Source organism: Microcoleus sp. AS-A8, assembly GCA_039962225.1.
Lineage (GTDB): Bacteria > Cyanobacteriota > Cyanobacteriia > Cyanobacteriales > Coleofasciculaceae > Allocoleopsis.
Map to the genome: position 1 here is coordinate 217,585 of JAMPKV010000008.1, position 26,005 is coordinate 243,589.

General features: G+C 47.4%; 16 protein-coding genes. 5 read left to right on the forward strand and 11 right to left on the reverse strand.

Annotated features, from left to right (window positions below; all coding sequences use genetic code 11):
• Positions 1 to 95: 95 nt before the first annotated feature.
• Positions 96 to 1,925, forward strand: a complete 1,830-nt coding sequence (gene thrS / locus NDI48_15015) for a threonine--tRNA ligase (GenBank protein ID MEP0832483.1) — start codon at positions 96 to 98, stop codon at positions 1,923 to 1,925.
• A gap of 519 nt (positions 1,926 to 2,444) precedes the next feature.
• Positions 2,445 to 8,201 carry a PAS domain S-box protein gene (locus NDI48_15020; GenBank protein ID MEP0832484.1) on the forward strand — a complete coding sequence of 1,919 codons (5,757 nt, stop codon included), beginning with the start codon at positions 2,445 to 2,447 and terminating at the stop codon, positions 8,199 to 8,201.
• Between the two features lie 54 nt (positions 8,202 to 8,255).
• Here the strand turns inward: NDI48_15020 and NDI48_15025 are convergent, their stop codons facing one another.
• On the reverse strand, positions 8,256 to 9,377 hold the full coding sequence (locus NDI48_15025) for an aminotransferase class V-fold PLP-dependent enzyme (protein ID MEP0832485.1): 1,122 nt from the start codon (positions 9,375 to 9,377) through the stop codon (positions 8,256 to 8,258).
• 251 nt (positions 9,378 to 9,628) lie between these two features.
• Entirely contained in the window at positions 9,629 to 10,642 is a 1,014-nt protein-coding gene (locus NDI48_15030) for an AraC family transcriptional regulator (GenBank protein MEP0832486.1), read from the reverse strand.
• 436 nt (positions 10,643 to 11,078) lie between these two features.
• Here NDI48_15030 and NDI48_15035 point away from each other — a divergent pair, with 436 nt between their 5' ends.
• From NDI48_15035 to NDI48_15045, 3 genes are all read left to right on the forward strand, one after another.
• Positions 11,079 to 12,308: an ABC exporter membrane fusion protein gene (locus NDI48_15035; GenBank protein MEP0832487.1), complete on the forward strand. Its 1,230-nt coding sequence runs from the start codon at positions 11,079 to 11,081 to the stop codon at positions 12,306 to 12,308.
• Positions 12,308 to 13,465 carry an ABC transporter permease DevC gene (gene devC, locus NDI48_15040; protein MEP0832488.1) on the forward strand — a complete coding sequence of 386 codons (1,158 nt, stop codon included), beginning with the start codon at positions 12,308 to 12,310 and terminating at the stop codon, positions 13,463 to 13,465. Before NDI48_15035 ends, devC begins: the two co-directional genes overlap by 1 nt.
• A 203-nt stretch (positions 13,466 to 13,668) precedes the next feature.
• On the forward strand, positions 13,669 to 14,400 hold the full coding sequence (locus NDI48_15045; GenBank protein MEP0832489.1) for a DevA family ABC transporter ATP-binding protein: 732 nt from the start codon (positions 13,669 to 13,671) through the stop codon (positions 14,398 to 14,400).
• A gap of 204 nt (positions 14,401 to 14,604) precedes the next feature.
• On the opposite strand, the gene NDI48_15050 is transcribed toward NDI48_15045, so the two are convergent.
• The 9 genes from NDI48_15050 to NDI48_15090 form a co-directional block, all read right to left on the reverse strand.
• Positions 14,605 to 16,635 carry a tetratricopeptide repeat protein gene (locus NDI48_15050; protein MEP0832490.1) on the reverse strand — a complete coding sequence of 677 codons (2,031 nt, stop codon included), beginning with the start codon at positions 16,633 to 16,635 and terminating at the stop codon, positions 14,605 to 14,607.
• A 340-nt stretch (positions 16,636 to 16,975) separates the two neighbouring features.
• Entirely contained in the window at positions 16,976 to 17,536 is a 561-nt protein-coding gene (locus NDI48_15055; protein ID MEP0832491.1) for an ATP/GTP-binding protein, read from the reverse strand.
• 395 nt (positions 17,537 to 17,931) lie between these two features.
• On the reverse strand, positions 17,932 to 18,303 hold the full coding sequence (locus NDI48_15060) for a roadblock/LC7 domain-containing protein (GenBank protein MEP0832492.1): 372 nt from the start codon (positions 18,301 to 18,303) through the stop codon (positions 17,932 to 17,934).
• Between the two features lie 125 nt (positions 18,304 to 18,428).
• Positions 18,429 to 18,914 (reverse strand): hypothetical protein, encoded by a 486-nt coding sequence (locus NDI48_15065; protein ID MEP0832493.1) that lies wholly within the window; start codon positions 18,912 to 18,914, stop codon positions 18,429 to 18,431.
• A 968-nt stretch (positions 18,915 to 19,882) separates the two neighbouring features.
• Positions 19,883 to 20,518: an ATP/GTP-binding protein gene (locus tag NDI48_15070; GenBank protein ID MEP0832494.1), complete on the reverse strand. Its 636-nt coding sequence runs from the start codon at positions 20,516 to 20,518 to the stop codon at positions 19,883 to 19,885.
• A gap of 153 nt (positions 20,519 to 20,671) precedes the next feature.
• Positions 20,672 to 21,043, reverse strand: a complete 372-nt coding sequence (locus NDI48_15075; protein MEP0832495.1) for a roadblock/LC7 domain-containing protein — start codon at positions 21,041 to 21,043, stop codon at positions 20,672 to 20,674.
• Between the two features lie 74 nt (positions 21,044 to 21,117).
• A complete protein-coding gene (locus NDI48_15080; protein MEP0832496.1) occupies positions 21,118 to 21,672 on the reverse strand; it encodes a protoglobin domain-containing protein in 555 nt (184 codons plus the stop codon).
• A gap of 810 nt (positions 21,673 to 22,482) precedes the next feature.
• Positions 22,483 to 23,613 (reverse strand): saccharopine dehydrogenase NADP-binding domain-containing protein, encoded by a 1,131-nt coding sequence (locus NDI48_15085; protein ID MEP0832497.1) that lies wholly within the window; start codon positions 23,611 to 23,613, stop codon positions 22,483 to 22,485.
• A gap of 347 nt (positions 23,614 to 23,960) precedes the next feature.
• Positions 23,961 to 25,655 carry an NAD(P)/FAD-dependent oxidoreductase gene (locus tag NDI48_15090; GenBank protein MEP0832498.1) on the reverse strand — a complete coding sequence of 565 codons (1,695 nt, stop codon included), beginning with the start codon at positions 25,653 to 25,655 and terminating at the stop codon, positions 23,961 to 23,963.
• Positions 25,656 to 26,005: the final 350 nt, after the last annotated feature.

Consider the following 26,005-nt stretch of genomic DNA (forward strand, 5'->3'; position numbering starts at 1 on the left):
CTTGAGACTACCGGTAAGCGCCATTGGAAAAGTAAGCTCTGTATCATAGAGGCAGAGAGAAGTAATCAATTTTTTAAAGACAGAAAAGCTATTCAATGGAACAGTCACCCATGCCCAACTTAGAAGCTCCAGAGCAGCCTGGAAAAATTCATCTGCCCCGCACCAGCGAATCCGACTCCTTAAAAAAGATTCGCCACACAGCCTCCCATATCATGGCGATGGCGGTGCAGAAGCTCTTTCCCAAGGCACAGGTGACGATCGGGCCCTGGATTGAGAATGGCTTTTATTACGACTTCGATATCCCAGAATCGTTTACCGAGCAAGACCTGAAGGCGATCAAAAAAGAGATGATTAAAATCATCAATCGTAAGTTGCCGGTGATTCGGGAAGAAGTCAGTCGCGAGGAGGCTCGACGTCGCATTCAGGAAATTAATGAGCCTTACAAGCTAGAAATCCTCGAAGGACTTGCAGAACCGATTACGATTTATCACTTAGGTGAGCAGTGGTGGGATTTATGTGCTGGCCCCCATTTAGAGAATACCCAAGAGTTGCACCCAAAGGCGATCGACTTAGAAAGTGTGGCGGGAGCTTACTGGCGAGGGGATGCCACCAAAGCCCAGTTGCAGCGAATTTATGGTACCGCTTGGGAAACTCCAGAGCAGTTAACAGAATATAAGCGCCGTAAAGAAGAAGCCCTCAAACGCGATCACCGCAAACTGGGTAAAGAACTGGGACTGTTTATCTTCTCCGATCAGGTGGGGCCGGGATTACCCCTGTGGACGCCCAAAGGAACCGTACTCCGCAGTCTCTTGGAAGACTTCCTGAAGCAAGAACAGCTTAAACGGGGCTATCAGCAAGTCGTGACACCCCATATCGGCAGAGTTGATCTGTTTAAAACCTCTGGACACTGGCAAAAATACAAAGAAGACTTGTTCCCGATGATGGGGGAGTCGGAAGATGAGGGGTTTGTCCTCAAGGCGATGAATTGCCCCTTCCACATCCAAATTTATAAGAATGAGTTGCGCTCTTACCGAGAACTGCCGATGCGCCTCGCTGAATTTGGTACGGTTTATCGCTATGAGCAATCGGGGGAACTGGGGGGCTTAACACGGGTACGAGGATTCACTCAGGATGACTCCCATTTGTTTGTCATGCCAGAACAGTTGGATGCGGAATTTTTGAGTGTGGTGGATTTAACCTTGTCCGTGTTCAGGACATTAAAGCTATCTAATTTTAGAGCGCGTTTAAGTTTCCGCGACCCGAATTCGGATAAGTATATTGGCTCAGATGAGGCGTGGAACAAGGCAGAAAATGCCATCCGCCGTGCTGTAGAAACCTTGGGGATGGAGCACTTTGAAGGCATCGGGGAAGCGGCTTTCTATGGGCCAAAACTCGATTTCATCTTCCGGGATGCTCTCGATCGCGAATGGCAACTGGGTACGGTTCAAGTGGATTACAACCTGCCAGAGCGCTTTGATTTAGAGTATGTTGCCGAAGATGGGACTCGCAAACGTCCGGTGATGATTCACCGTGCACCTTTTGGTTCATTAGAACGACTGATTGGGATTTTAATTGAGGAGTATGCCGGTGATTTCCCCTTCTGGTTAGCGCCGGTGCAGGTGCGAATTGTCCAAGTGAGTGATGCCTACTTGCCCTATGCCAAAGACGTGGTGAGCAAGATGCGAAGCGTGGGGATTCGTGCTGAAGTCGATACAAGTGGCGATCGCTTGCCCAAGCAAATTCGCAATGCAGAGAAGGATAAAATCCCGGTGATGGCTGTCGTGGGTGAGAAGGAAGTCGAGTCGAATACCCTCAGTATTCGTGTCCGTGGCGCAGGGGGGCAATCTAAGGATTTAGGGGCTATCTCTGTTGTTGAGGTGATGCAGAGAATGCAAGAGGCTATGGCTGGGCACAGCAACTTTTAAAGGAACAAGGAAACCTGTGTTGGGCTTGTTTGTTTTGCAGGTTTTGGGACTGTCAACGTTCCAATTACTGAAGTCGAGTACTGACTACAGATAGAGGAGGCAAGAACTGGATATTGAGTATTTTTGTAAAGTACTTATGAATAGTACTATTGCTCCTTCTTGACCCTTCACAAGCTCTAGCTACGCGTGCTAGGGCTTTTTATTTGAGAAGTTAAAATTAAAGATCACACTCAAGACATATACCGAAAGCTATAGGGGGCGTTCTATCCTCTGTTTAATGGCTCAAAATGTGTAACAGCTAAAAACATGCGGGTGGTAGAACAGCCAAAGACCAAAAAGCTGGTGCGTGATCGACGGCAGAAGTTGGCTGTTTCTGTCGGGGTTGGTTTCTAGGTAGAGTGGGAGAAGCCAAGGCTTGGTCTAAGTTTGAGGCGTCAGGATTTGTGAGTCGAGTATTTCCCAGATGAAGAATGAGTGGCTGGCGATCGCTCCTCAGGGGAGGAGCGAGGAGAACAAAAGATGTTGAAAGTAATCCGTTCCCAACAGCATCCCTATGCGATCGCGTTCTTGGCTTGTGCGATCGCACTCGGACTGACTTGGCTGCTCGAACCCCTCATGTCACCGACTTTTTTCGCCCTGTTTTATCCTGCGGTGATGGTTAGCTCCCTATATGGAGGTTTGCAATCAGGACTGCTATCCATCCTGTTGGCGGGATTAGTCACCAAATACTTCTTCCTGCCACCCTTACATTCCCTGACCTTTACCAGCGCCAATACTCTGTTCCGGTTTACTGTCCTCTTACTGGTGGCGCTGATGATCACTTTGTTGAGTACGGCGCTTCGCACGGCAAAGCAACGCATGGAGCAGAGCCTGTCGAGACTACGCCGCAGCGAGGAGCAATACCGCCTGATTGTCGAGACGACCAACGAAGGCGTTTGGTTGGTTGATGCACAAGCACAGACAACTTATGTTAATGCCCAGATGGCTCAACTACTGGGCTACAGTATTGAGGAAATGCTGGGACGTTCCGCCTTCGACTATATATACGAGGAAGACTGGGCGGAAGCGGAACGTTTGATGGAGCGACGTAGGCAGGGGATCTCGGAACAAGTTGACTTTTGTCTACGTTGCAAAGACGGCTCCCCCATCTGGGTTCACTGCAATGTAAACTCCATGATCAGTGATAACGGTGAATGTTTCGGTATGCTGGCGATGGTGACGGATGTGACCGAGCGCAAGCGCACTGAAAAGCGCCAACGAATACAGTCTGCGGTGACTCGTGTCCTCTCCGAAGCCACCATCCTATCCGATGCCGTACCCACAATCCTGCAATCTTTGTGTGAAAGTTTGGGATGGCAAGTGGGTATGATTTGGAGCCTAGACCGTCAGGCAAATGTGCTGCGTTTCGTGGAGAGTTGGCATACACCCACGATCAATGTGGCAGAGTTCACACAAGCCAATCAACAGGCAACATTTGCCCCTGGAATCGGTTTACCCGGTCGCATTTGGGCGACTCGTCAACCCACCTGGATTTCTCATCTCGTTGAAGATAACAACTTTCCTAGGGTCGAATTGGCGGCTAAAGCTGGATTACAGGGGGCATTAGGGTTTCCCATCCGGTTGGAGAACGAAATTTTAGGGGTGATTGAGTGCTTCAGCGACAGTATTCAGGAGCCTGATCCAGAGTTGCTCCAGATGATGATGAGTATTGGTAGCCAGATGGGTCAGTTTATGGAGCGTAAACGTTCCGAGGAGGCACTCGCTGAAAACCAAAAGTTGTTTTTGAGCTTCATGAATAACATCCCTGGAACCGCCTTCATCAAAGATGAGCAAGGGCGTTACCTCTATGCCAACCCAGTCGCAGAGAAACTCGTCAATTGCCAGCGACAGGAACTAATCGGAAAGACCGATTTCGATATTTTGCCCGCCGAAGTGGCACAGCAGATCCGAGAGAACGATAGGGCGGTTATCGCCGCAGACCAACCCAAAGAAATCGTTGAAGCCTTACCCCAGGAGGATGGCATACATTATTTGCTGTCCTTAAAGTTTCCCTTCAAAGATGCCTCTGGGAAGCAGAGGGTTGCAGGCATGTCATTTGATATCAGCGATCGCCAACGAGCGGAGGAAAAAATCGCAGCACTCAACAAAGACTTAAATCGCCGTGTCAATGAGCTGCAAACGTTGCTGGATGTAATCCCGATTGGGATTGGGATTGCCCTAGAGCCGGACTGTCGGGATATTCAAATTAACCCGGCTTTCTCTCGGTGGTTGAATGTACCGCCCCAAGTCAATGCCTCTACCAGCCAACCCAACGCCGAACAACTTCCCCATCGAGTGTATCGCCAGGGTCGAGAACTTCCTCCCCAGGAGCAACCGATCCAATATGCAGCCGCTCATGGTGTAAATGTTCGGAATGTAGAGCTTGAGATTGTGCGTGATGACGGCACAGTCCTACATCTGTTGGCGAATGCGGCTCCCTTATTGGATGAAGAAGGCCAGGTTCGAGGCTGCGTCGGGGCATTTCTCGATATCAGCGAGCGCAAACAAGCGGAAGAATCTCTACGTGCTAGTGAGAATTTGTATCGTACCTTAAGCGAAGCGGTACCGAACTTTATTTGGTCTTGCGATGCTCAAGGTCAACTCGACTTCGTCAACTCGCGCTGGTTAGAGTACGCTGGGGTGACCGTTGAGGAAATGAATGCAGGGGGTTTTGAGCAGGTTTCTCACCCAGAGGATTTATCTGGAGCAATGCAACGATGGAACCTAGCGATACACAAGGGAGAACCCTTTGAAGCCGAGTGTCGATATCGGAGCAAAGATGGCGTGTATCGATGGTTTATGGTTCGTGCCATACCCCTAAAAGATGCACAAGAAAACATACTCAAATGGATTGGCGTCACGACAGACATCCACGAGCGCAAACAGACCGAAGAGGCACTCAGCCAGAGCGAAGAACGACTGCGTGTCGCCCTGAAAAACTCACCCATCAGTGTATTTAACCAAGACCGAGAGTTACGCTATACCTGGAAATATGGCTCCGATTTTGAGGACGAGTCTGAAGATATACTCGGTAAATACGATATCGACTTACTCACTCGCGCTGACGCCGAGATTCTCACCCAAATCAAACGCCAAGTCCTGGAAACGGGCATGGGCACTCGTCAAGAGGTCAAGATTAGCCTACATGGGCAAGACTGGTATTATGACCTGACCGTCGAGCCTTTGCGGGATACCAACAACCAAGTCATCGGTGTAACTTGTGCTGCGTTCGACATTTCAGAGCGCAAGCAGGCGGAGATGGAGCTGCAAAAGAGTGAAACCGTACTCCATGCCTTTCTGGCTAGTTCGCCCATTGGTCTGGCTTTTTTGGATCGCGACCTGCATTACATCCATGCCAATGAGGCGCTTGCCACCATTAACGGTATACCGTTGAGCGGACACTTGGGTCGCACCCTATGGGACGTTCTGCCCGGATGGGCAGCCCAACTCGCACCGATCTTGCAAAGAGTAATGCAGACTCAAGAGCCTTTGTTAAACCAGGAACTCAGTGGCGAAATCAATTTACCTGGAGTTCACCGACATTGCTTAGTGAGCTACTATCCTGTCTGTTTACCCGATGGTCAGGTATTGGGCGTTGGCGTTACCTCCATGGATGTCACTGAACTCAAGCGGGCTGAGCAGGCATTGCGAGAGAGTGAGTCGCTGTTTCGTCGCATGGCAGATGGTGCTCCGGTGTTTATCTGGATGTCCGGCTTAGATGGGCATTGTACCTATTTCAATCAGCCTTGGTTGGACTTTGTGGGGCAAACGTTGGAGGAGGCTTTAACCCTGGGCTGGCTCGATGGTATGCATCCTGACGATAAAGAGTATTGTTTAGAAACTTATCTATCAGCATTTAACGCCCGCCAGCGCTTCCAGGTTGAGTATCGCCACCGACGTCAAGATGGTGAATATCGTTGGCTGTTGGATGAGGGAGTGCCTCTATTTAATGAAGATGGCAGATTTGCGGGTTACATTGGCTCTGGCATTGATATTACGGAGCGCCGACAAACTGAGCAAGCACAGCAATATCTGGCAGAAGCGAGCCGAGTTCTCTCTAGTTCACTCGATTATCAAACAACCCTAGCGAGTATTGCTCAACTGACGGTTCCTGAGTTAGCGGACTGGTGTACTGTCCACTTGATTGAAGAAGATGGCTCCGTACAACCGCTCGTAACGGCTCACGTCAATCCAGCCAAAATAGCATGGGCAAACCAAATCAATCAACAATATCCTTTTGATCCCAATGACGTGCGTGGTGTAGCTCAGGTCTTACGCACAGGGCAATCCGAACTCTACCCTGATATTCCCGACTCTCTTTTGGTGGAAGCCGCCCGTGATCAGGAACACTTGCAAATTCTCCGGGAGGTCGGCTTCAAGTCCGTGATGATCGTGCCCTTGTTAACTCGTGGACGAACCATCGGCACAATCTCTTTTGTGGCGGCTGAATCCGGGCGTCAATATGACTCAACGGATCTGGCGCTAGCCGAGGAACTGGCGCGTCGTGCCGCTCTAGCGGTAGAGAATGCCCGACTCTACCAACAAGCGCAGCAGGCACGCCAGACGGCTGAACAAGCGGCTGATGTCACAGCGCGTCTCCAATCCGTCACCGCTGCTTTCTCGGAAGCCCTCACTCTGGCTCAAGTCGCTGAAGTCGTTATGAATCAAGGCATGGCGGCTCTGGGGGCTAGCTCTGGTTTTGTGGCGCTGCTCACGGACAACGAGACGTCTCTGGAAATTGTGAAAAGTGTGGGCTTGCCTGACAATGTCATTGACGATTGGAAGTATTTTTCGGTTACTGCTCCCGTGCCCATGGCAGAACTGGTGCGGACGGGAAAACCGATTTTCCTGGAGAGTATTGCAGCTTGTGCCAGCCAGTATCCGATTCTGACTCGTGTCGCCAACTGCACAGGATATGAAGCTTTCGCTTGCCTCCCCTTGACCGTGGAGGGACGGATGTTAGGGGGAATGAGTTTTAGTTTTGCCTTGGCGACCTCTTTTAGTCCAGAAGACCGTGCCTTTATGTTGACATTAGGACACTTGTGTGGTCAGGCTATCGCACGGGCGCGCCTCTATGAAGCGGAACAACGAGCCAGGACAGAGGCTGAAGCGGCGAATCGGATTAAGGATGAATTTCTGGCAATCCTCTCTCATGAGTTGCGATCGCCCCTGAACCCCATCCTAGGCTGGACAAGGCTACTGAGGTCACGTAAGTTTGATGAGAAAGCCACGGATCGCGCCTTGGAAATCATTGAGCGCAATGCGAAGTTACAGACCCAACTCATTGAAGATTTGTTGGATGTCTCTCGGATTTTGCGCGGGAAATTGGTCTTGAATGTGAGTCCCGTCAATTTGGTCACCACCATTGAAGCGGCGCTGGAAACGGTGCGATTAGCCGCCCAAACCAAGGAAATTCAAATTCAAACCCTGTTCGAGGCGAATGTGGGGCAGGTTTCCGGGGATGCCAATCGATTACAGCAAGTGGTTTGGAATCTGCTCTCCAACGCGATTAAATTTACACCGTCCGGGGGACGGGTGGAAGTGCGCCTGGAGCAAGTTGGCTCACAGGTGCAAATCCATGTTCGGGATACAGGCAAAGGCATTAGTCCAGAGTTTTTGCCCTATGTATTTGAGTACTTCCGCCAAGAGAATAGCAGCACCACCCGACAGTTTGGCGGACTGGGGTTAGGACTTGCGATCGTTCGCTATCTTACCGAATTACATGGTGGGTCTGTCCATGCCGAAAGTGCAGGAGAGGGGTTAGGGTCAACCTTTACGGTGACGCTACCCTTGATGGGGAAGGCAGTGGAAGTCGATCAGGAACCAATGCCATCACACGATGCGGCTGACCTTGATGGATTGCGGATCTTAGTGGTGGATGATGAAACGGATATCCGAGAATTGGTGGCCTTTATATTACAGCAGTCGGGAGCCGCCGTGACGGTTGCGGCATCTGCCGAAGAGGCTCTCGCTGCCTGGAATCAGTCCGTGCCCGATGTTTTGCTCTCGGATATTGGGATGCCGGATGTCGATGGTTATATGCTGATGCGTCAGGTGAGGACGTTTTCAGTCCAACAGGGAGGGCAAATTCCCGCGATCGCGCTAACGGCCTATGCGGGAGAATATAATCAGCAGCAGGCATTCCAAGCTGGGTTTCAACTTCACATTGCTAAACCTGTGGAACCCGAAGAACTGGTCAGAGCGATCGCACATTTGGTGAGACGTAGTTCACCTTGATTTCATAATTGACAAATAAGTTAAATTGTGATATACCCTAATGCACCGCTCACCTTACTCATTCAGCGCTTGAGCCAAATCTTCGATCAAATCGTCTGGATGTTCAAGACCCACCGAAACACGCAACAAATTCTCTGGGGTTTTTGTGCCCACACCTTCTATCGAGGCCCGATGTTCGATTAAACTTTCTACACCGCCTAAGCTGGTTGCCCTCGTAAACAGCTTCACCTTTGCCACAACGGCGAAAGCCTCCTCCCGTCCTCCTTGCACTTGAAATGACAGCATTCCCCCAAACAGTGGCATCTGTTGCTGAGCAATCTCATGTCCTGGATGATGTTGCAGTCCCGGATAATGCACCGCCTCAACTTGGGGGTGTTCACTCAAAAACCTTGCCACTTTCAGCGCATTTTCCGAGTGGCCTCTCATGCGGTAGGGTAAGGTTTGAATCCCGCGCAAGACGAGCCAAGCATCGAAGGGAGACGCTACCGCACCACCAAGAGTTTGAATGCTCCGAATTCTTTGAAAAAAATCATCTGCCACCTTGGTAATGGCGACACCTCCCATGACATCACTATGCCCACTCAGATATTTGGTCGTAGAATGGACGACTAAGTCGGCACCCCATTTGAACGGATTTAGTCCCATTGGCGTTGCCCAGGTATTATCGCAAACACAACAGGCATTGGCCTGATGAGCGATGTCTGCAATCTTGGCAATGTCGGTTATTTTGAGCATTGGATTAGAGGGGGTTTCGACCCAAATCAGCTTGGTGTTCGGCTCAACCGCTTGCTCCACAGCACTAGGATCGGTCATATCCACAAACGTGACTGACAAATTCCACGGGATAAAAATTTCTCGCAACAGAGAGGTGGTGCCAGAGTAAGCATCTAAGGGTGCAATCACATGGCTTCCAGGTTGTAGCGCTTGGAATACGCTCATCGTGGCAGCAGAACCTGAAGAAAAGGCGGCGGCGGCCACTCCTCCCTCCAATTGACATAAACATTGCTCTAAGGCTTCTCGATTGGGGTTATTCTCTCGAATGTATTGATATCTTTGGGGATAACTGCCATCGACCTGACGCTCGAAGGTGGTTGATAAATAGATGGGGGGTGTAATAGCTCCTGTTGCTGAATCGACGTGATGACCTGCATGGACAGCTAGTGTCTCAATTCTCATGGACTATCCCTTCTATAAGCAAGCGTTTCACGAGCGTGGCTCGCTCGTTTAGTCTACAAGAACTTATGAATATTTTGGCAAAGATAGTACTCGTTGCGGTTAATTTCTGATATTTTGAGGCGTGCGATCGCTAAAGTAAGTAGGTGCAGGTCAATCAAGTGAAAATAACTTAATTACCAAAAAGCAATACTGAACTTGCAAGATATTTATTGAAAGTTGCAAGTTAGCTCTAAAAATCGCAATTTATCCGTCTAAGCCGACTCACTTAAGGTGCGACGGAACTCCCCTGGAGTTGTCCCCGTCCAACGTTTGAAGGCTCGATGAAAAGCGCTGGTTTCCGAAAACCCTAAAAGAAAGGCAACTTCGCACACGGCCATATGGCGTTCTTGCAGATAATGAATCGAAAGTTCTCGCCGCATCTCATCCAAGAGTTCTTGATGAGAAGTACCCGCTTCCTTGAGCTTGCGCTGTAAGGTACGCGGGGCAAACCTCAGCTTTTGTGCGATCGCATCCAACCCCGGATCGCCACCCCGTAAGCCCACACTAATCTCTTGACGCACACTATCTACAATATTTTCAGTTCGAGGCAGCTTTGCTAATAATTCTTCCGCATAGCGGTCTAGCAGCGCACAAAGTCCAGGGTCTGATTTTAACAGGGGTTGATTGAGCCATGCCGCATCAAAAGTAAGATAGTTAACAGCTTGCTCAAACTCCACGGGAGCTTGAAACAACTCACGATAAGAAGAAATATCGTCCGGTTGCTGGTGTTGAAAACCGACCTGAAACGGCACCAAATCCAAACCCGTCATTCTCCGAACGTTCACAATAATGTTTGCCACAACCCACTGGCATAGTACTCCGGGTAGGGGAAGATGAATTCCTGGAACTGAATGAGTGATGCGCGTGACATGGCCCTTAGTCTCCAACGTCCACTTAACCCCTTCGTGAATCAATCGACTGTAGCGTATAAACCGGGACAACGCCTCGCCTAAGTTAGAACTGCTGTAAGCTGCATAGCCCACCACGTCCAAGACTTCAGGCTCAACTAACTGGACTAAACGCAATCCAATCGCCTCATCACAAGAAAGTCGCCTGATTTCCCGCCAGAGGGCATAGGCTTGTTCATGCGGAATTCGCGCATCAGTAGCCTCAAGGATGGAGGAGTCGAGTCCAACCGCACTGAGCAAGGTTTTAGTATCTAAATTGGCCTTGGCGGCAGCATGTAGAACGACTTTGACGTACCTAAACCATACTGTATATGGCATTTGAGTTCTTTTCCACACCTAAGTAATGCCAGTTGTGAAATTGACACTTGGGGTCAATCTTTTGACGCCGTTGGTCACTGTGGAACGCTGCTCAATCGCCTTAAATTACAAGTAAGAGCTAAAAGCGCACAGGAGCGACAGGCTTTCTTACATCAAGTATCTACTAAAGGAAATTAACTTGGGTGGCGCTTGAAGAAGGCAAAAGGCAAAAGAAGGAAGGCAGAAGGGAATAATAGGAAGGGGATTCAAACCCCTCCCAATTGGGAGCCACCAAATATGAAAGATTTGTATATAGGCTTCAAACCCTTGCTCCCGTTATTGCCGCCAGAACGTCGAGGGCAATTGGCATAAAAACAAGCATAAAAGCCTTCTGCCCTCGTCCTTCTGCCTTTCTTGGTGAACGGGAGAGCGCGTCTAAACGAAGGAGCTTAAAACCATGCAACTCACCAATCAAGAAAACCTCTCGAAGGGTGTAAAGCCGAAATTTCAACAGACAACAATTTTAGCGGTGATCGCTGCTCTAGCTGCTGGCGGAACTCTGATCTACGGTTTAAAGACATTTCAATCCACTCAGAAAAGTTCCTTACCCCCTCCCGCCGCTACTGTTCCGGAAATCACCCAAGTTACGGCTTTGGGACGTTTAGAGCCTCGTGGAGAGGTGATTCAACTGTCTGCACCCACTTCAGTCGAAGGGAGTCGAGTTGCTCAAGTGCTGGTGAAACAAGGAGAAAAAGTCCGTTCTGGGCAGGTTGTGGCGATTCTGGATTCGCGCGATCGCCTCCTGGCTTCCTTAGCACAAGCCCAAGAACAGGTTGGTGTTGCCCAAGCGAAACTCGCTCAAGTGAAAGCCGGGGCAAAATCTGGAGAAATTAATGCTCAAAAAGCCGCGATCGCTCGTTTAGAAGCAGAACAGCAGGGAGACACAACGGCTCAACAAGCCACCGTTGCCCGCTTAGAAGCCGAGTTACGCCATGCCCAAACCGAATTTCAACGCTATCAATCCTTATACCAAGCCGGTGCAATTTCTGCCTCGAACCGCGATAGTAAGCGCCTCGTTTTAGACACCGTTCAACAGCAACTTAACGAAGCCAAAGCCAACCTAAATCGAGTCCAACAAGCGAAGCGAGAGCAATTAAAGGAAGCGCAAGCCACCTTGACACAGATTGCCGAAGTGCGTCCGGTGGACGTGCAAGCCGCGCAAGCCGAGGTGAATAATGCGATCGCCGCCGTTAAACGCGCACAAGCTGACCTTGAGCTCGCTTATGTCAAAGCGCCTATAGACGGTCAAATTCTCAAAATTCACACCTCGCCTGGGGAAGTCGTCAAAACAGACGGAATTGCCGATTTGGGGCAAACCGACCAAATGTACGTCGTTGCAGAAGTTTATGAAAGCGATGTGGGTAAAGTGCATCTGGGTCAACACGCCCACATTACCAGCAGTTCATTTAGCAGTGAATTGCCGGGAACAGTAGACGAGGTTGGTTTGCAAGTTGGCAAAAAAGATGTCCTCAATACCGACCCCGTTGCAGACATCGATTCTAGAGTGGTTGAGGTGAAAATCCGTCTCGATGACAGCGCAACGCAAAAAGTTGCTGGTTTAACCAACTCACAAGTCAAGGTGGCGATCACACTCAACAAATCACAAACCAATGGGGGTACTCGCTGATGTTCAACCGCAAAATTCCCCTATCCTGGCTCCAGCTTACTCGCGAAAAACCCCGCCTCATGGTGGCGCTGGCGGGAATTGCCTTTGCGGATATTCTCATGTTTATGCAATTGGGTTTCCAAGCGGCGCTTTACGACAGCACCACCCGATTACATCAGAGTATACGCGCTGACTTGGTATTAATTAGCCCCCAAGGTCGCAACCTGATGAATATGGCAACCTTTCCTCGCCGCCGCCTCTACCAATCCATGAGCTTAACGGGGGTAAAATCGGCAGATGCCCTATACCTCAACATCGCAGATTGGAAAAATCCCCAAACTCGTCACAAAACCGGGATTTTAGTCGTGGGTTTTGACCCCAACCAATCGGTATTTGATTTACCGGGAGTCAACGAAAATCTGAATACGATCAAACTCCCTGATGCGGTGTTATTTGACCGCTCATCCAGAGGAGATTATAAGGCAACAATCGCCCAAGTGGTTCAAGGCAAATCCGTCAGCACAGAAGTCGGCGATCGCCAAATTAACATCAGTGGCTTATTTAGTATTGGCGCTTCCTTTGGTGCAGATGGCAGCTTAATAACCAGTGACCTAAATTTTCTCCGAATATTTCCCCGACGTAATCCAGAAAGTGTCAGCGTGGGCTTAATTAGCTTGCAACCGGGTACCGACCCCCGCCTCACAGCAGACGCCTTGCAAGCCAAACTCCCTGAGGATGTCAAAGTTCTCACTAAGCCAGAATTTATGGAATTTGAAAAGAATTACTGGCAGACGAATACAGCGATCGGCTTTATTTTCACCCTAGGGACAATGATGGGATTTATCGTCGGCGTGATTATTGTCTACCAAATCCTGTACACCGATGTTGCCGACCACATGGCTGAATATGCCACCCTCAAAGCAATGGGCTACAAAAACTTCTACCTGCTCAGTGTCGTGTTTCAAGAAGCTCTAATTTTGTCACTTCTCGGCTATCTCCCTGGAATTTCTCTATCAGTTGGGCTGTATGCCCTAACCCGCAATGCCACCAATCTCCCCCTATTTATGGCTACTCTCAGAGCCTTACAAGTACTCATTATGACAATGGTCATGTGTGCAATTTCCGGAGCGATCGCCATGCGTAAACTACACTCAGCAGACCCCGCCGACATCTTCTAGCCAGCACCACATCGTTCCTATCCCCATATTTATAAAGATCAAAACTCAACCTCTCTTATCCTCTCTCCCCTTTCTTCTCTGCGTTCTCTGTGCCTCTGTGGTTCGTTCTATTTCAATCAAACCTCCCTTTAAACGGAAAAAAGATTGATATCAATCTGCAAAAAGCGAACAACAAAAACTCCAACCCTAACCCTAAAAAGCCCATGTTGCCAAAACCAGTGATCGCCATTAAAAATCTCAACCACTACTTTGGTCAAGGAAAACTACGCAAACAAGCATTATTTGAGATCAACCTAGAAATTTATCCCGGTGAAATTGTCATCATGACCGGGCCATCAGGTTCAGGAAAAACCACCCTACTCACGATGGCAGGTGGTTTGCGAGCAGCACAAGAAGGTAGCCTTCAAGTATTAGGTCAAGAGCTATGCGGAGCAACCCAAAATCAACTCGTTCAGGTGCGTCGTAACATTGGCTACATTTTTCAAGCCCACAATTTACTAAAGAGCCTAACCGCGCAACAAAACGTACAGATGTCGCTGGAATTGCATAACGACATTCCCGTGAAAGATATGCCAGCCTTAGCGGCTCAAATGCTAGAGGCAGTGGGGTTGGGAAATCGCATCAATTACTATCCAGAGGACTTATCTGGAGGGCAAAAACAACGAGTTGCGATCGCACGCGCTCTCGTGAGTCATCCCAAAATAGTATTAGCCGACGAACCCACTGCCGCACTAGATAAAAAATCCGGTCGCGATGTGGTTGAACTGATGCAGCATCTAGCCAAAGAGCAAGGCTGCACCATTTTGATGGTGACTCACGATAATCGGATTCTGGATGTAGCCGATCGCATTGTCCACATGGAGGATGGGTGTTTAGCGTCAGATTCTAGCTTGGAGCGATCGAATCAGGAGAGCCTAGCGGTTGCTTCAAGCTAGTACCACATCCGGGATGACTACTCCATTTTTTTGTATGAACCACACAGACACAGAGTTGGCAAAGCATAGAACAAGAAATAAAATTACTTAGGCTTTGGCCGTTAACCACTATTACCCTGAGTTTGTGAGTCGTTAACGCCTCACAAATCACACAAGCCACGTAATCCTGGATGAAGCGCAGCCCTTTTGTGCGCTCGTCAGCCCTTACCCCTCACTTCGGCGAAACCACTGCAAGGCATTCCGAGCTAAGTCTAACGGACTCCAGGGCTTCACACCCGTTTTCCCAGTCGATTGTGTACTACCCTCGCTCATTTCACTCACGGAATTTGGCTTCTGGATTAACTCAAGCCACTCAGCTACCCGTTTAGACTTGGGTAAATTGGGGGGCAGTTTGGTGAGAGCTTCTTGCCATAACACGCCTGCTTCCGCCTCATGGCCTTGTTTAAGATGGAAGATTCCCATATTGGCTAAAGTTTGAGCTTCTCCGTATAGCTCTCCCAACTCACTGAAGATCACTCGACTCTGCTCATAACATTCACTCGCGTTTTCCCAGTTATCCTGCTGGCAGTAGACATTAGCCAGGTTACCCATAGTCTTCGCCATTCCCAGGCGGTCTCCTAACTCACCAAAGATGACTAGGCTTTGCTCATAGCTTTCGCGAGCCTTCTCCCAGGCATTTTGCAAAGCGTAAACGTTGCCCAGGTTAGTCAAGGTCTGAGCTTCTCCTTGGGGGTCGCCTAATTTGGCGCTAGCTTCCAATGCCAACAAGTGAGTGCGTTCCCAATCGGCATGATCGGCATAAATATTAAAAAAGTTAACTAAGTAGCTCGTCAGTGAGACGACAATATCCCATGCCTGGGCCTGGTAAGCCCATTCAATCGACGCTAATAGGTTCATCCGCTCTAGCTGAAACCAGTTTATGGCAGCTAAAAACCAATTTTGCTCTGCGGCTTCTAGGGATTGGTGTTTGCCGTCTATCAAGACTTGGGCTAAAAGAGGACGAGTCTCCGGCTTGAGAGCCAAGTTGACAATCTCAGAAGCTTCTAGATAGCAACGAGCGGCTCTAAGACGAGCCGCCTGACGCGCCTCCGCAGGCTCTTCGCTCGCTAATTGCTCTTTAGCGAACAGGCGCATCAAATCGTGGAGAAAGTAGCGTCCTTCACTGGCTGGCTCCAACAGTTGCAAATCAACGAGATATTTGACAAACTGCTCGGCGGTTACTGGCTCCAGTTCTAGCAGCGCAGCGGCTACCGTTGGCGCAAAGTTTTGTCCTGTGAGTAATCCCAGCAAACGGAAGAGACGAGTAGAGATTTCATCCAACTGCTTGAAGCTAGCCCCAAAGCTGGAGCGCACATCTTGATGATTTAAGCTCAGTTGAGCAATGCGTTGTTGCTCCTGAGTGAGTTCAATCACATAGTTTTCTAATTGCAACTGAGGCTGATTTCTCAGCGTGCCACCTGTAATCCGAATCCCTAGGGGAGACAGACCACAAAGGTAGATGAGCTGTTGGGCAGCTTCGGGTTCAGCCTGCACTCGTTCTATCCCAACCAATTTCTGGAACAGTTCTAGAGCTTCTGGTTCTGGGAGTAGACCGAGTTCGAGTGGAGCCACTTCCTCCAGTGCGGTAAGGCGTTTGCGGCTGGTAACCAGAACCGCACAAGAAGAACTATCCGGTAGCAAATGGCGAATCTGAGGCGAGTCGTGGGCATTGTCTAATACAACCAAAACCCGTTTGCCTGCCAGAAAGGAACAGTAGAGCTGCGAACGCTCAGTCAGATTGTCAGGCATGGATAGGTCATCGATACCCCAAGCGCGGAGGAAGCCAGCTAACACGTCCAAGGGATCGAGGGGTTGGCTTTCGCTTCCGCGCAGGTTGACATAAAGTTGAGCGTCCGGGAAATCCTGTTTCAACTGATGGGCAACATGAATCGCCAGAGCGGATTTACCGACGCCTGCCACGCCGATAATCGCTGTAATCGCCAAGGGGGACGCGGGCGTGTCCGTGGCTACCTCTCCACTGGGCGTTGTTGTGGTGAGCAAAGCAATCGCACGCTCTAGTTCGTCCTGGCGACCTGTAAAATCAGGCAGATCGGCTGGTAGCTGATGCAGAGGATCGGAGGTAAAGCGGGCTAAGTTTCCCTGAAAAATTTGTCTAACTTTGTTAGGGTCACGAACGACAGCACTTTGTACACTGACGTGAAAGTGCAGTTCATACCTTGGTCTATGCTCAACCATTTCTTGCTCCCGTAGCTTGTTGCCACAGTCATCAACATCCGTACTCAGTCACCCTCAAAAAGTTCCCCAGTCTGAAGCTTTAAGCATAAAGTATGAAAAGCAGCACTTCTCAAGACTAGCTTGTGTGAAGTGTGAGGATAACAAGGCTTACAGGCAAGTCTACTCTTGCTTTGGCCTCAGTTCCATGCTTCAGTCTTTATACTTCCTCCTTAATGCTTCATCCTTTTCCATCTTGACTCAGGTGTACTGAAAAATGCCAGTCAAACGAAGTGTGAGGACTGAAAGGGTAATTGGAAAGAATAACATTTTTTATCCTTTCTCATGCACACTTCATCGTTTTTTAGGCGGTATGGGATAATTTCACATCACTCTGGGCAACGATAAGACCCATTAACACAACCATCGCTTCGAGGACGGTTGTGCGATCATTCGGATTAATATTCACCATGGGGGGCCGATTTTTATCATGAATGTCATAGCCCAGAGTCGAGAGAATTTCCTCTGGAGTCAGAGCGCCCGGACAATCCATATGGGTCAGACCAATAATCATCGGGATTTGTACGCGTTCGCTAATAAATGAGACTATTTCACGAGCATAGTTGAAATCATTGGGTCGATTGGCTGCTACCAAGAGAATATAGCAGTGAGCATTTTGAATTAACAGATCCCACATGAAATCAAAACGAGCCTGACCCGGAGTGCCGTAGATATGCAGATCCATCTTGGGGCCAAACACGAGTCTGCCAAAGTCTAAAGCAACGGTTGTTTGTGACTTAAATACTGCTGTCCCGTCCGTAGCTATACGGTCTGTATCTACAACTTCAATTTCACTGAGCGTTCGCACAAAAGTAGACTTGCCAGCTCCTACAGACCCGGCGACTACTAAACGCATGGTTTTCATTCGATTTTGCTCCGAAAAACTTACTAACAAATAGAGAGTGAAAGCTGATTCGGGATGGAGTGGGAGAGTGAGAGAGTGGGGCCGGATCTTTAGAGAGGATGAAAGAGTGGGAGAGTGAGGATGAGAATGAAGGAGAAGAAAGATTGTTCAAATATTCCTCAAGACTGGCGATAAGCTTCTGACGATCGGGTCTAGTTATACCAAGTTATATTTGAAGCCATAACCTCCTGTTCCCCTACTTATTAACTCTTTTCCTGCCTTATCTCTAGAGAGTCAATAACGCTTTGACTCGCAACTTAATTTTCGATAACACGGTTCAAAATTCGTGAATGAATGCCTCCTACTCAAGGCGTTAATTTTGGCAGGAGGCAGGGTCTTACAGCACTCAAAATAACTTACAGCAAAAGCAACTTAAGTTCAGCGACGCTTCGCTTAATTTCTAACATCAAAACTCCCTGTTTTGCCGCCTTGCTTGCAAGAACAATAAATACGGCCTCTTCATCACATTTAGTTAGAATACTAAAGCCTTCATTGCCCTCCACATAGATGCGGTCAATATCACCTCTAGCAAGTTCTTTGCCGATGCGCTCACCCAAAGACAGCATGGCAGCAGACATAGCTGAAACTCGTTCATCATCCATCCCACTGGGCAAGCTTGACGCCAAGGGTAACCCGTCAGGAGTTACTAATGCTGCGCCTTGAACATCAGCGGTTGTCGTTACAAAGCTTTGGAGGACGTAACCGATTTTTTGAGAATTAATCGCCATTGTTGGATTCCTGATTTAATTTTATTCAGTATCATTCAGTCAGTTTTGGGTTTTTCTGGTCTCTAAAATGGATATAAATAGAGACCAGTTTGAATTGACTTCTAATACGTTTGGGAAGTATCTATTTAACCTAGAGGTGTGTACTCTAGGACATCGTAGCTACCACCACGTAAGACCGATTCTGTGTGTTGTCCCCGTAAGCGCTTGCCTAAGAACGCTTCTAAAAAGCCCTGAATCGCCCCTAAGGTAAAAGTACACTTGCGTGGGGAACCTTCTTCTTCACCTGCTGAACAAACGGTTTCGCGGGTATAGACTTTGTAGACTTCTCCTTCTTGGATAATCTTGTCTATAATGCACAAGCGAGTGCCTTCTGCGCCTATGGCGTACTTAACTTTTTCTGTGACTTCCGGCAAAGAGATTTCTTCACCCTTGTTGTCTAAACCTAAGTCTTCCGCTAACTTTTTACCGCGTTGACGACCCGCCGAAATTAAGGCGATAGCAGCGGCTTTCTCTCCGAGAGCTTCTTCTACACCAACAACGACTGCTTTGAAACAAACGATACTGCTGTATTCTCCGAGTTCTTGGCGTAAAGAATTTTGAGGAAGTGACATGATGTTGATTTCCTGTATTTAAGGTGAACAGATTGAAGGAATTACTAAGCACTTAAACTTTTAGGTTACTTAGTATTTTCCTGGGTACACCCTGCTGTTGAATTTCGTCCTTATTTAATCTGCTAGACAGTATTAATTACTTACCGTTCTGGCTTTCTTCAGTAAAATTTGTAGGTGCCTATGCCAGATTAGGTAGTTCTTTATTTTCTGTTTGCAGAAAAAATTAATGCAGCTTTTTAAGTACTTCATCATCCAAGTTTTGCTGCATTTTGAGATGAAACTTCTCTTCGCCAACCCAGATATTTTTTTCGATAGATTGACTGAGCAACTAAAAGATTAGAGATTGCTACTCTTCTTTAGCTGTGAGGAGAAATCTATCTACTTGATCCAGTTTTAGCAAAATTATCTGACTTATGTCTGTAGTCTTATTTAAAATCAACATTAATTTAAAGATTTTTTATGAAATAGAGATAAAAATATTCCTGTTGATTTAGGTTTGTTATTATATGGATTACCTAATTTATCCCTATAACAAATTAAAGCTTAAATAATGGGTTAAGCTTTTAAGATAGAAATCTATCAATAAATATTTATGTGTCGTATACTTTTCAAAAAGCAGTATGAAATTAACACAATTTTCCTGCTTTTGAGAAAAAAGACAGTGTTTTGAAGTTAATGTTATAAGGTTTACAGTAGTCTAGATCACAGTACACGGCCTCCTGCACTGTAAGCAGAGACGGCGATCTCATCTCCTTCTATTTGTTCATGGATGCCCAAGCCACATTGAATGAACTAAGCCAGTCTGTACATTTACATCATCAGCCAGTCAAATCTTCTCCATAGGCTCTTTATCCTAATGAACGATTGATGACCTTAAAGCTCAACTTTGTTGGAGGAGTTGGTATGAATTCTCAGTTCCAAACTAGATATTGAAGTTTGGCTGGTCTTTAAAACGAGTTTTGTCATTTTTACCGACCTCGTGAGAAGTTCGACAGAGGAAATTGATAGGGAGCCTTTGTTTTAGGCTGAGACGATGGACTGGGTTCTCCTTTGTTTGCCGATTGAGGCACATTCTGCTGAGCCACCAACAGAGCCATCGACCCCATGACGGCTTCCACGACTGAGCCTCGTTCTGTAGGATTAACTTTCAAGACTGGCGGACGATTTTTATCATTCATGAAGCCTAACCGAGCCATAATCTCATCTGTGGCACAAGCCCCTGGACAATCGCTATGAGTAATACCAATGAGCATCGGAATCTGTACTCGTTGATTCATAAACAGAAGAATCTGACGAGCATAGTGAAAATCATTGGGTCGATGCGCGGCTACTAAAAGAATATAGGTGTGAGCTCTCTGAATCAAAAAATCCCACATGAAATTAAAGCGAGATTGACCAGGAGTACCGTAAATTTGGACTTCCAGAATAGAACCAAACACAAACCGACCATAGTCGAAAGCTACAGTGGTCTTTGGCTTTAATAGAGATGTTTCATCGGTTGCAGCACGGTCTGTGTCTACCACTTCAATATCACTAATTGTCCGTACAAAAGTAGACTTGCCAGCCCCTGGAGTTCCTGCTACTACTAAACGTAATGTTTTCATTGAATTTAGCTCCGCAAAAGGAAATTAAAGTGAGAATTGAAAGCTTATTTAGGCTTTTTTAAAATGCACCCAAATAGACTGATGTGACGTGATGCCTCCTGCTCAATAGCTTATATTTAGCAGGAGGCATAGTACTATTCAGAGAAATTTGACTTACGACAGAACTGGCTTTAATTCAGCAAGCGCACGTTTAATTTCTAACATCAAAACACCTTGCTTCGCTGCCTTGCTGGCGAGGACAAGAAAGACCGCATCTTCACCACAACTGGTCAAAATACTAAAGCCTTCGTCTCCTTCCACATAGATGCGATCGATGTCACCTCTGGCGAGTTCTTTGCCAATACGCTCTCCTAAAGAGAGCATAGCAGCAGACATTGCTGAAACCCGTTCATCATCCATCCCTCCAGGTAAGCTTGACGCCAGAGGCAAACCATCGGGTGTGACCATTGCTGCTCCCTGAACATCAGCAGTTTGAGAGACAAAGTTTTGGAGAATATTCCCCAATTTTTGAGAATTGATAGCCATGCTTGTGTTCCTAGTTTAATTTAAAATCCTGCAATTGAGTCAATTTTTGGTGCTTTGAAGTGACCGACAGAGACTTACATTGAACTCGCACCTGTTGAGATCAAACGTCTGAAGAGACCTTCTGTCCAGCCAGTTTCTTTGAGTACCGCAGCTGAACTAACTTCTACGTAAGCTTGCTCAATGAAGGCTAAATCAATCATGCAAATTCGCCCTAAAGCCTCCCGTAATTCTTCAGGCTTGCCATCCGCCTTCAGTTGTTTGCCAACTTCATTCACTACAGTCGCCATGGCGGGTACAACATGTTGGGGGCCAATTCCAATTTGCACATGCACCAGGCCAATCCGCCAACGACGATCAGCATAGGCATTTCCCCAATCATCCATACCCGTAAACATTTCATAAAACCAGGGGATAAAGGTTTCACGCAAGCGATGAATACGCCCTTCTTTTGCATTCATAATGGCATTCATTTCTGGATCGCGGCTTAAGTATTCATAGAAATGATCTGCCATTGCAGGTGCAATCGCTTTTCCCCATTCAGCATGAGATTTTAGAAGTGCTTTGTCTTCACTTGTAAAATTCACACGTTTTTCCATGGTGGTCATGAAGGTATGGGAATCTAAGCTCATAATTTTCCTTTATTTTTCCTCTTTAAATAGAAATTCCTCACTTTTCCTTCCTAATAGTTTTAACAGGGGATCTCTGCCTATTTCGGGATAGTATATGTATATTTTTCATAAAAAACAAAGAAAACATTCGGCCTTAAAATTATTTAGTGAGATAAATAAAATTTTGTAATTACCTATTATTATATTCCCCTACTATTGAATTCAATAGCTTATAATCACTCAGCGCATAGGGGATTTTAAACCTGTAACAGTTACTTCAGTTCTAGCAATTTATTCTAAGGATGTTTCTCAATAAGATGGATCTAAATGCCTGTTTTTGAAGATATTAATGAATTTTAGATAAATGACTGATGTACCCTCTCTCTTGACCTAATCATTTGGGCTTTTTAATATCTTTCAAGAAGAAAAAATATCTCTTAAGGCGGCTTATCGGAGTACTATATAGAGATTATGAGAACCTTGTTTACTAACCTTTTCATCCCTTATGGATTAAATCCGGAGGATTGGGTCACTAAATTTACTCCACAATACCGGTATTTGTCTCCAGTTCGGTATCTCTTGCTCTGATGTTTTAGAGTTTTGTAAACATAAAGAATTTATGGATTGTTTATGTAGGTCGATTGAGTTCTCGGTAAAAACATATCGGCTCAATAACCACCCATGCATCAACAAAAACACTTGTACAGACAGGGGAACTCCAGCCATAGAGTATCTACCTCCGTTCTGAAAAAGTGAAAAGTGGAGAGTAGTGTGAAACTACTCTCCAATTCGGGAGTATCACTCCTTGTATGAGCCTTTTTGGGTGAGGTTTTATTCGGTCACAGGAGCAGGTGTTACTGTACTCTCAACATTAAGCTTGAGACCTCGACTTTGAAGTGTTTGTTTAAACAATTCAGTCGGGAGAGCCTGTTCAACAGGCCAAACGCCTGATTTATTCAGTTGATTGGCAAGCATAAGTTCGGCAATGCTGCCAGTCCCCGCACCAGCCGCCACTGCTGTATTTTCATGCACCAAAGTTGAGCCGATCAGGGTAGGTTTACCATCTTTTTGACCCCGAACTTCAGAGCGAATGGCGACACCAATGCCACTGAAGCGATCGCTGACAGAAGTCATGCGGTGGCTGACATGAGATAAAAACTCAATACCCCCTGGATTTTTGAGCCAGGAGGGCGGAAAAATGTGAGCTGCAATCCAAGTGAGATGATTGTAAAAATCGGGAATAGAGCCAAACTTGGTAATAACCGTTTTTACAGGAAAGGAGTCAACGAGTGTAAAAGCTTCTGGCATATCAAACCAGTAGACACCGGCTTTCCCATAGGGTTCCGGGAATTGAACCGTTTCGCGAGCGCTATAAGGTTTCACCGATTGCCATTGGTGATCAATCCATGCTTCAAACGGTTCTTGTAAACCCAGAAATGTCGTCCGCATGACCGTAACCCCAGCACCACCGGAACCTGCTACTACATAACTGAGGTGAATTTGTTCCGCCTCATCGAGCTGTTCGACATCGTGACGCACCATGCTATTGGAGATGCCGGGAAAGATGCCAGTGTTAATAATAGCAGTAACGCCCGCTGCCTTAGCGGCATCCCCTAAGGCTAGCGCTTTACGAGTGAAGGAGCGGCTGTCACTGACATCTAAATAGTTTACACCCTGTTCGATGCAAGCTTTTAGGACACGAGTGTCCCGGTAGAGAAACGGACCTGCACAATGAATCACAAGCTGATGAGAAGCGATCGCTTTTTCTAACCCTTCATGATCTGCTAAATCCAAGGCCAAAAACTCTACTTGCGGCGACTCCTGCGGCTGCACAGCGCCTTCAGATTTCAGCGTCCGTCCCGTTACAGTAATCTTGGCCTGAGTATTCGCAACAAGGTCGTGCGCTACACTCCTGCCGATTCTCCCTTGTCCTCCCAGAATTAAAACCTGCTGGTCTGTCATCGCTTCTGCATCGGTAACATTGCGTTCCTTATTTCATCACTTTTGCTCTGTCCAAATCATCAGTAGCCCGGATGACCATTTCTCTGTAAAAAGATTGATTTTGGTTTATGATACCGAGTTGCATTCAAAGAGGTAACATCCTCCTCCCCAGCTTCCCTAGTCGTCCTAGATTAGATGTTTGAACGCAACTTAGTATGAGAAGTGACAGCATGAACAGATCACATTAGTCATTAATCAATAGTCACGAAATTTTGACCAATGAATAATAGACTTCTTGAAAAAATCCCTGTCGCCTCAAGTAAGGGCGCACCTTAGAGCGCCCCTATGGGTACTGATGACAACACTCCTTAAGTAGTCTTGAATACAGACTCTACTGCTGATTTAACAGTATTACCAGCATCTTTCAGCTTTTGGGCAATGGGCTGTTGAGTATTCAGAAACACACGGGCACAGTTACGTCCCGGCATTCCAGAGATCGAACCGCCCGGATGAGTCCCAGCACCTGTGAGATATAGATCTTCAATCGGTGTTTTGTAGTTAGCAATTTCCGGTAAGGGACGGAAGAAGATCATCTGATCGAGGGTCATGTCCACATGGTAGTAGTTGCCCTTGTATGCCCCCAACCGCTCTCCTAGTTCTGCTGGGCTTTCCACGCGACGAGCCATAATCGCATTTTTGATATTCGGGGCATAATCTGCCAATTTATCAATTACACGGTCAGCCACTTTGTTTTTTAGTTCATCCGTCCAACCTGTACCCTTCAAACCTGTCCCCTCTGCGCCAGCAATCTGGTAAGGAGCAAAGAACTCAATCCATAACGTATGCTTGCCTTCGGGAGCCATCGATGGGTCTAGTACTGTTGGGACATCCAGATACATTGAGGGATTAGAGTCGGGAATAATTCCCCTCGTTGCTAGGGAGTGGGCTTCTTCTACATGAGCCACAGAATCGGCAATTAGCACTGAGCCAATCAAGTACTCGTCTTTGTGATCGAAACGTTCAAAACGCGGCACCTCTGACAGGGCGCAGTCAATCTTGAGAATTGTTTCATTGTTATTGACAATACGTCGTTCCAAGCGCTCTCGCAGGTTGGGATCAGCTGAGTGGGTATCAGCCGGATCAACCATTTGAAGGAACAACCGCCTAGCGTCAATATTGGAAATCACGCCCTTGTTAGCACGGTACTCTTTGCCTCCACCAACTCTTACACCCACCGCACGACCGTCATCAACTAAAACTTGCTCAACGTGCTGGTCGCACAAGACCTCGCCGCCTTTACTCTTAACCAGGTTTAATAAGGCTTTAACCAGTGCGCCCGTCCCGCCACGGGGTCTAGCCATGCCAGGGTTATGACGTAATGACATCATCATCGCCCCAATGGCAATCGTTTTTTGGGAAGGAGGCGCTCCTAATTCTGCCGCGAGTCTTGCCAGTGGAGCTTTGACGAACTCGGAATCAAACCACTCATTGAGGAGATCTTCTGGACTGGTTAGCATATTCCGAACCAAGTCCAGTGCTTTATCAACGCCACCGATTACCGAGAGGAGGTCTTTGATATTTTGCGCACCATAGTTGCCTGCAATATCAATAATCGATTTAGGCGGCGCATTGAACATGGGAGTGATCGCTTTGGTGACGCGCTGCCAGTAGTCTATAAATTCAGCATATTTTTTAGCATCGCGCTCGCTATATCGGGCAATTTCAGCACAAGTCTTCTCAACCGACTTGTGACCGAAAAAATACTTGCCATCGGGATGGGGACAAAAGGTAACAGGGTCACAGAATAGATATTCTAATCCGTATTTGGTTAGTTCTAATTCTTCGACCACTGGGCCGAGGTGAATAAACTCGTGGTCAATCGCGCAGAGGTTGAACTTAAAACCAGGGGCTTCCTCTGGCATAGCTTCTTCCGTGGTGGCTGCACCGCCAGGGACGGAACGCTTTTCTAGAAGCAATACACTGTAACCCGCTTTTAGCAGGTAGGCAGCACAGACCAGTCCATTATGACCCGCGCCGATAATAATGACATCGTAAGATTGCATGAATAACGCTCTACAAAACAGTAAGTCCAATAACTTCCTGATTGTAAAGAAATGAAAATGTTTTCTAGTCTATCACGGGAAGGATATTGGGGGATAGTCTCAAGTGAATAGGGAATGCTCTCGGAGTAGATTTATCAAGGGTTGGGCAGGAGGAGCATAGCCTGGGATCGGGTACTGAGTGTCGGGGGCGCATCCTAGAATCCCATGGTGTATGAACCCTGAGAGAGGGCAGCGCTAGAGAACTCAGCAATCGCTCAGGAGCCGTTTATCTAGCGCTTCGTTCTGAGAGAGCGGATAATGATTACAGGTGTCGCTGCCCCTTACTCTGGGATTAATCGTTGTATCGATCT

Bases quoted from the DNA above. Each gene is read 5' to 3' on its own strand.
- thrS (MEP0832483.1), top strand. From the start codon at position 96: ATGGAACAGTCACCCATGCCCAACTTAGAAGCTCCAGAGCAGCCTGGA.
- NDI48_15020 (MEP0832484.1), top strand. From the start codon at position 2,445: ATGTTGAAAGTAATCCGTTCCCAACAGCATCCCTATGCGATCGCGTTC.
- NDI48_15025 (MEP0832485.1), bottom strand. From the start codon at position 9,377: ATGAGAATTGAGACACTAGCTGTCCATGCAGGTCATCACGTCGATTCA.
- NDI48_15030 (MEP0832486.1), bottom strand. From the start codon at position 10,642: ATGCCATATACAGTATGGTTTAGGTACGTCAAAGTCGTTCTACATGCT.
- NDI48_15035 (MEP0832487.1), top strand. From the start codon at position 11,079: ATGCAACTCACCAATCAAGAAAACCTCTCGAAGGGTGTAAAGCCGAAA.
- devC (MEP0832488.1), top strand. From the start codon at position 12,308: ATGTTCAACCGCAAAATTCCCCTATCCTGGCTCCAGCTTACTCGCGAA.
- NDI48_15045 (MEP0832489.1), top strand. From the start codon at position 13,669: ATGTTGCCAAAACCAGTGATCGCCATTAAAAATCTCAACCACTACTTT.
- NDI48_15050 (MEP0832490.1), bottom strand. From the start codon at position 16,635: ATGGTTGAGCATAGACCAAGGTATGAACTGCACTTTCACGTCAGTGTA.
- NDI48_15055 (MEP0832491.1), bottom strand. From the start codon at position 17,536: ATGAAAACCATGCGTTTAGTAGTCGCCGGGTCTGTAGGAGCTGGCAAG.
- NDI48_15060 (MEP0832492.1), bottom strand. From the start codon at position 18,303: ATGGCGATTAATTCTCAAAAAATCGGTTACGTCCTCCAAAGCTTTGTA.
- NDI48_15065 (MEP0832493.1), bottom strand. From the start codon at position 18,914: ATGTCACTTCCTCAAAATTCTTTACGCCAAGAACTCGGAGAATACAGC.
- NDI48_15070 (MEP0832494.1), bottom strand. From the start codon at position 20,518: ATGAAAACATTACGTTTAGTAGTAGCAGGAACTCCAGGGGCTGGCAAG.
- NDI48_15075 (MEP0832495.1), bottom strand. From the start codon at position 21,043: ATGGCTATCAATTCTCAAAAATTGGGGAATATTCTCCAAAACTTTGTC.
- NDI48_15080 (MEP0832496.1), bottom strand. From the start codon at position 21,672: ATGAGCTTAGATTCCCATACCTTCATGACCACCATGGAAAAACGTGTG.
- NDI48_15085 (MEP0832497.1), bottom strand. From the start codon at position 23,613: ATGACAGACCAGCAGGTTTTAATTCTGGGAGGACAAGGGAGAATCGGC.
- NDI48_15090 (MEP0832498.1), bottom strand. From the start codon at position 25,655: ATGCAATCTTACGATGTCATTATTATCGGCGCGGGTCATAATGGACTG.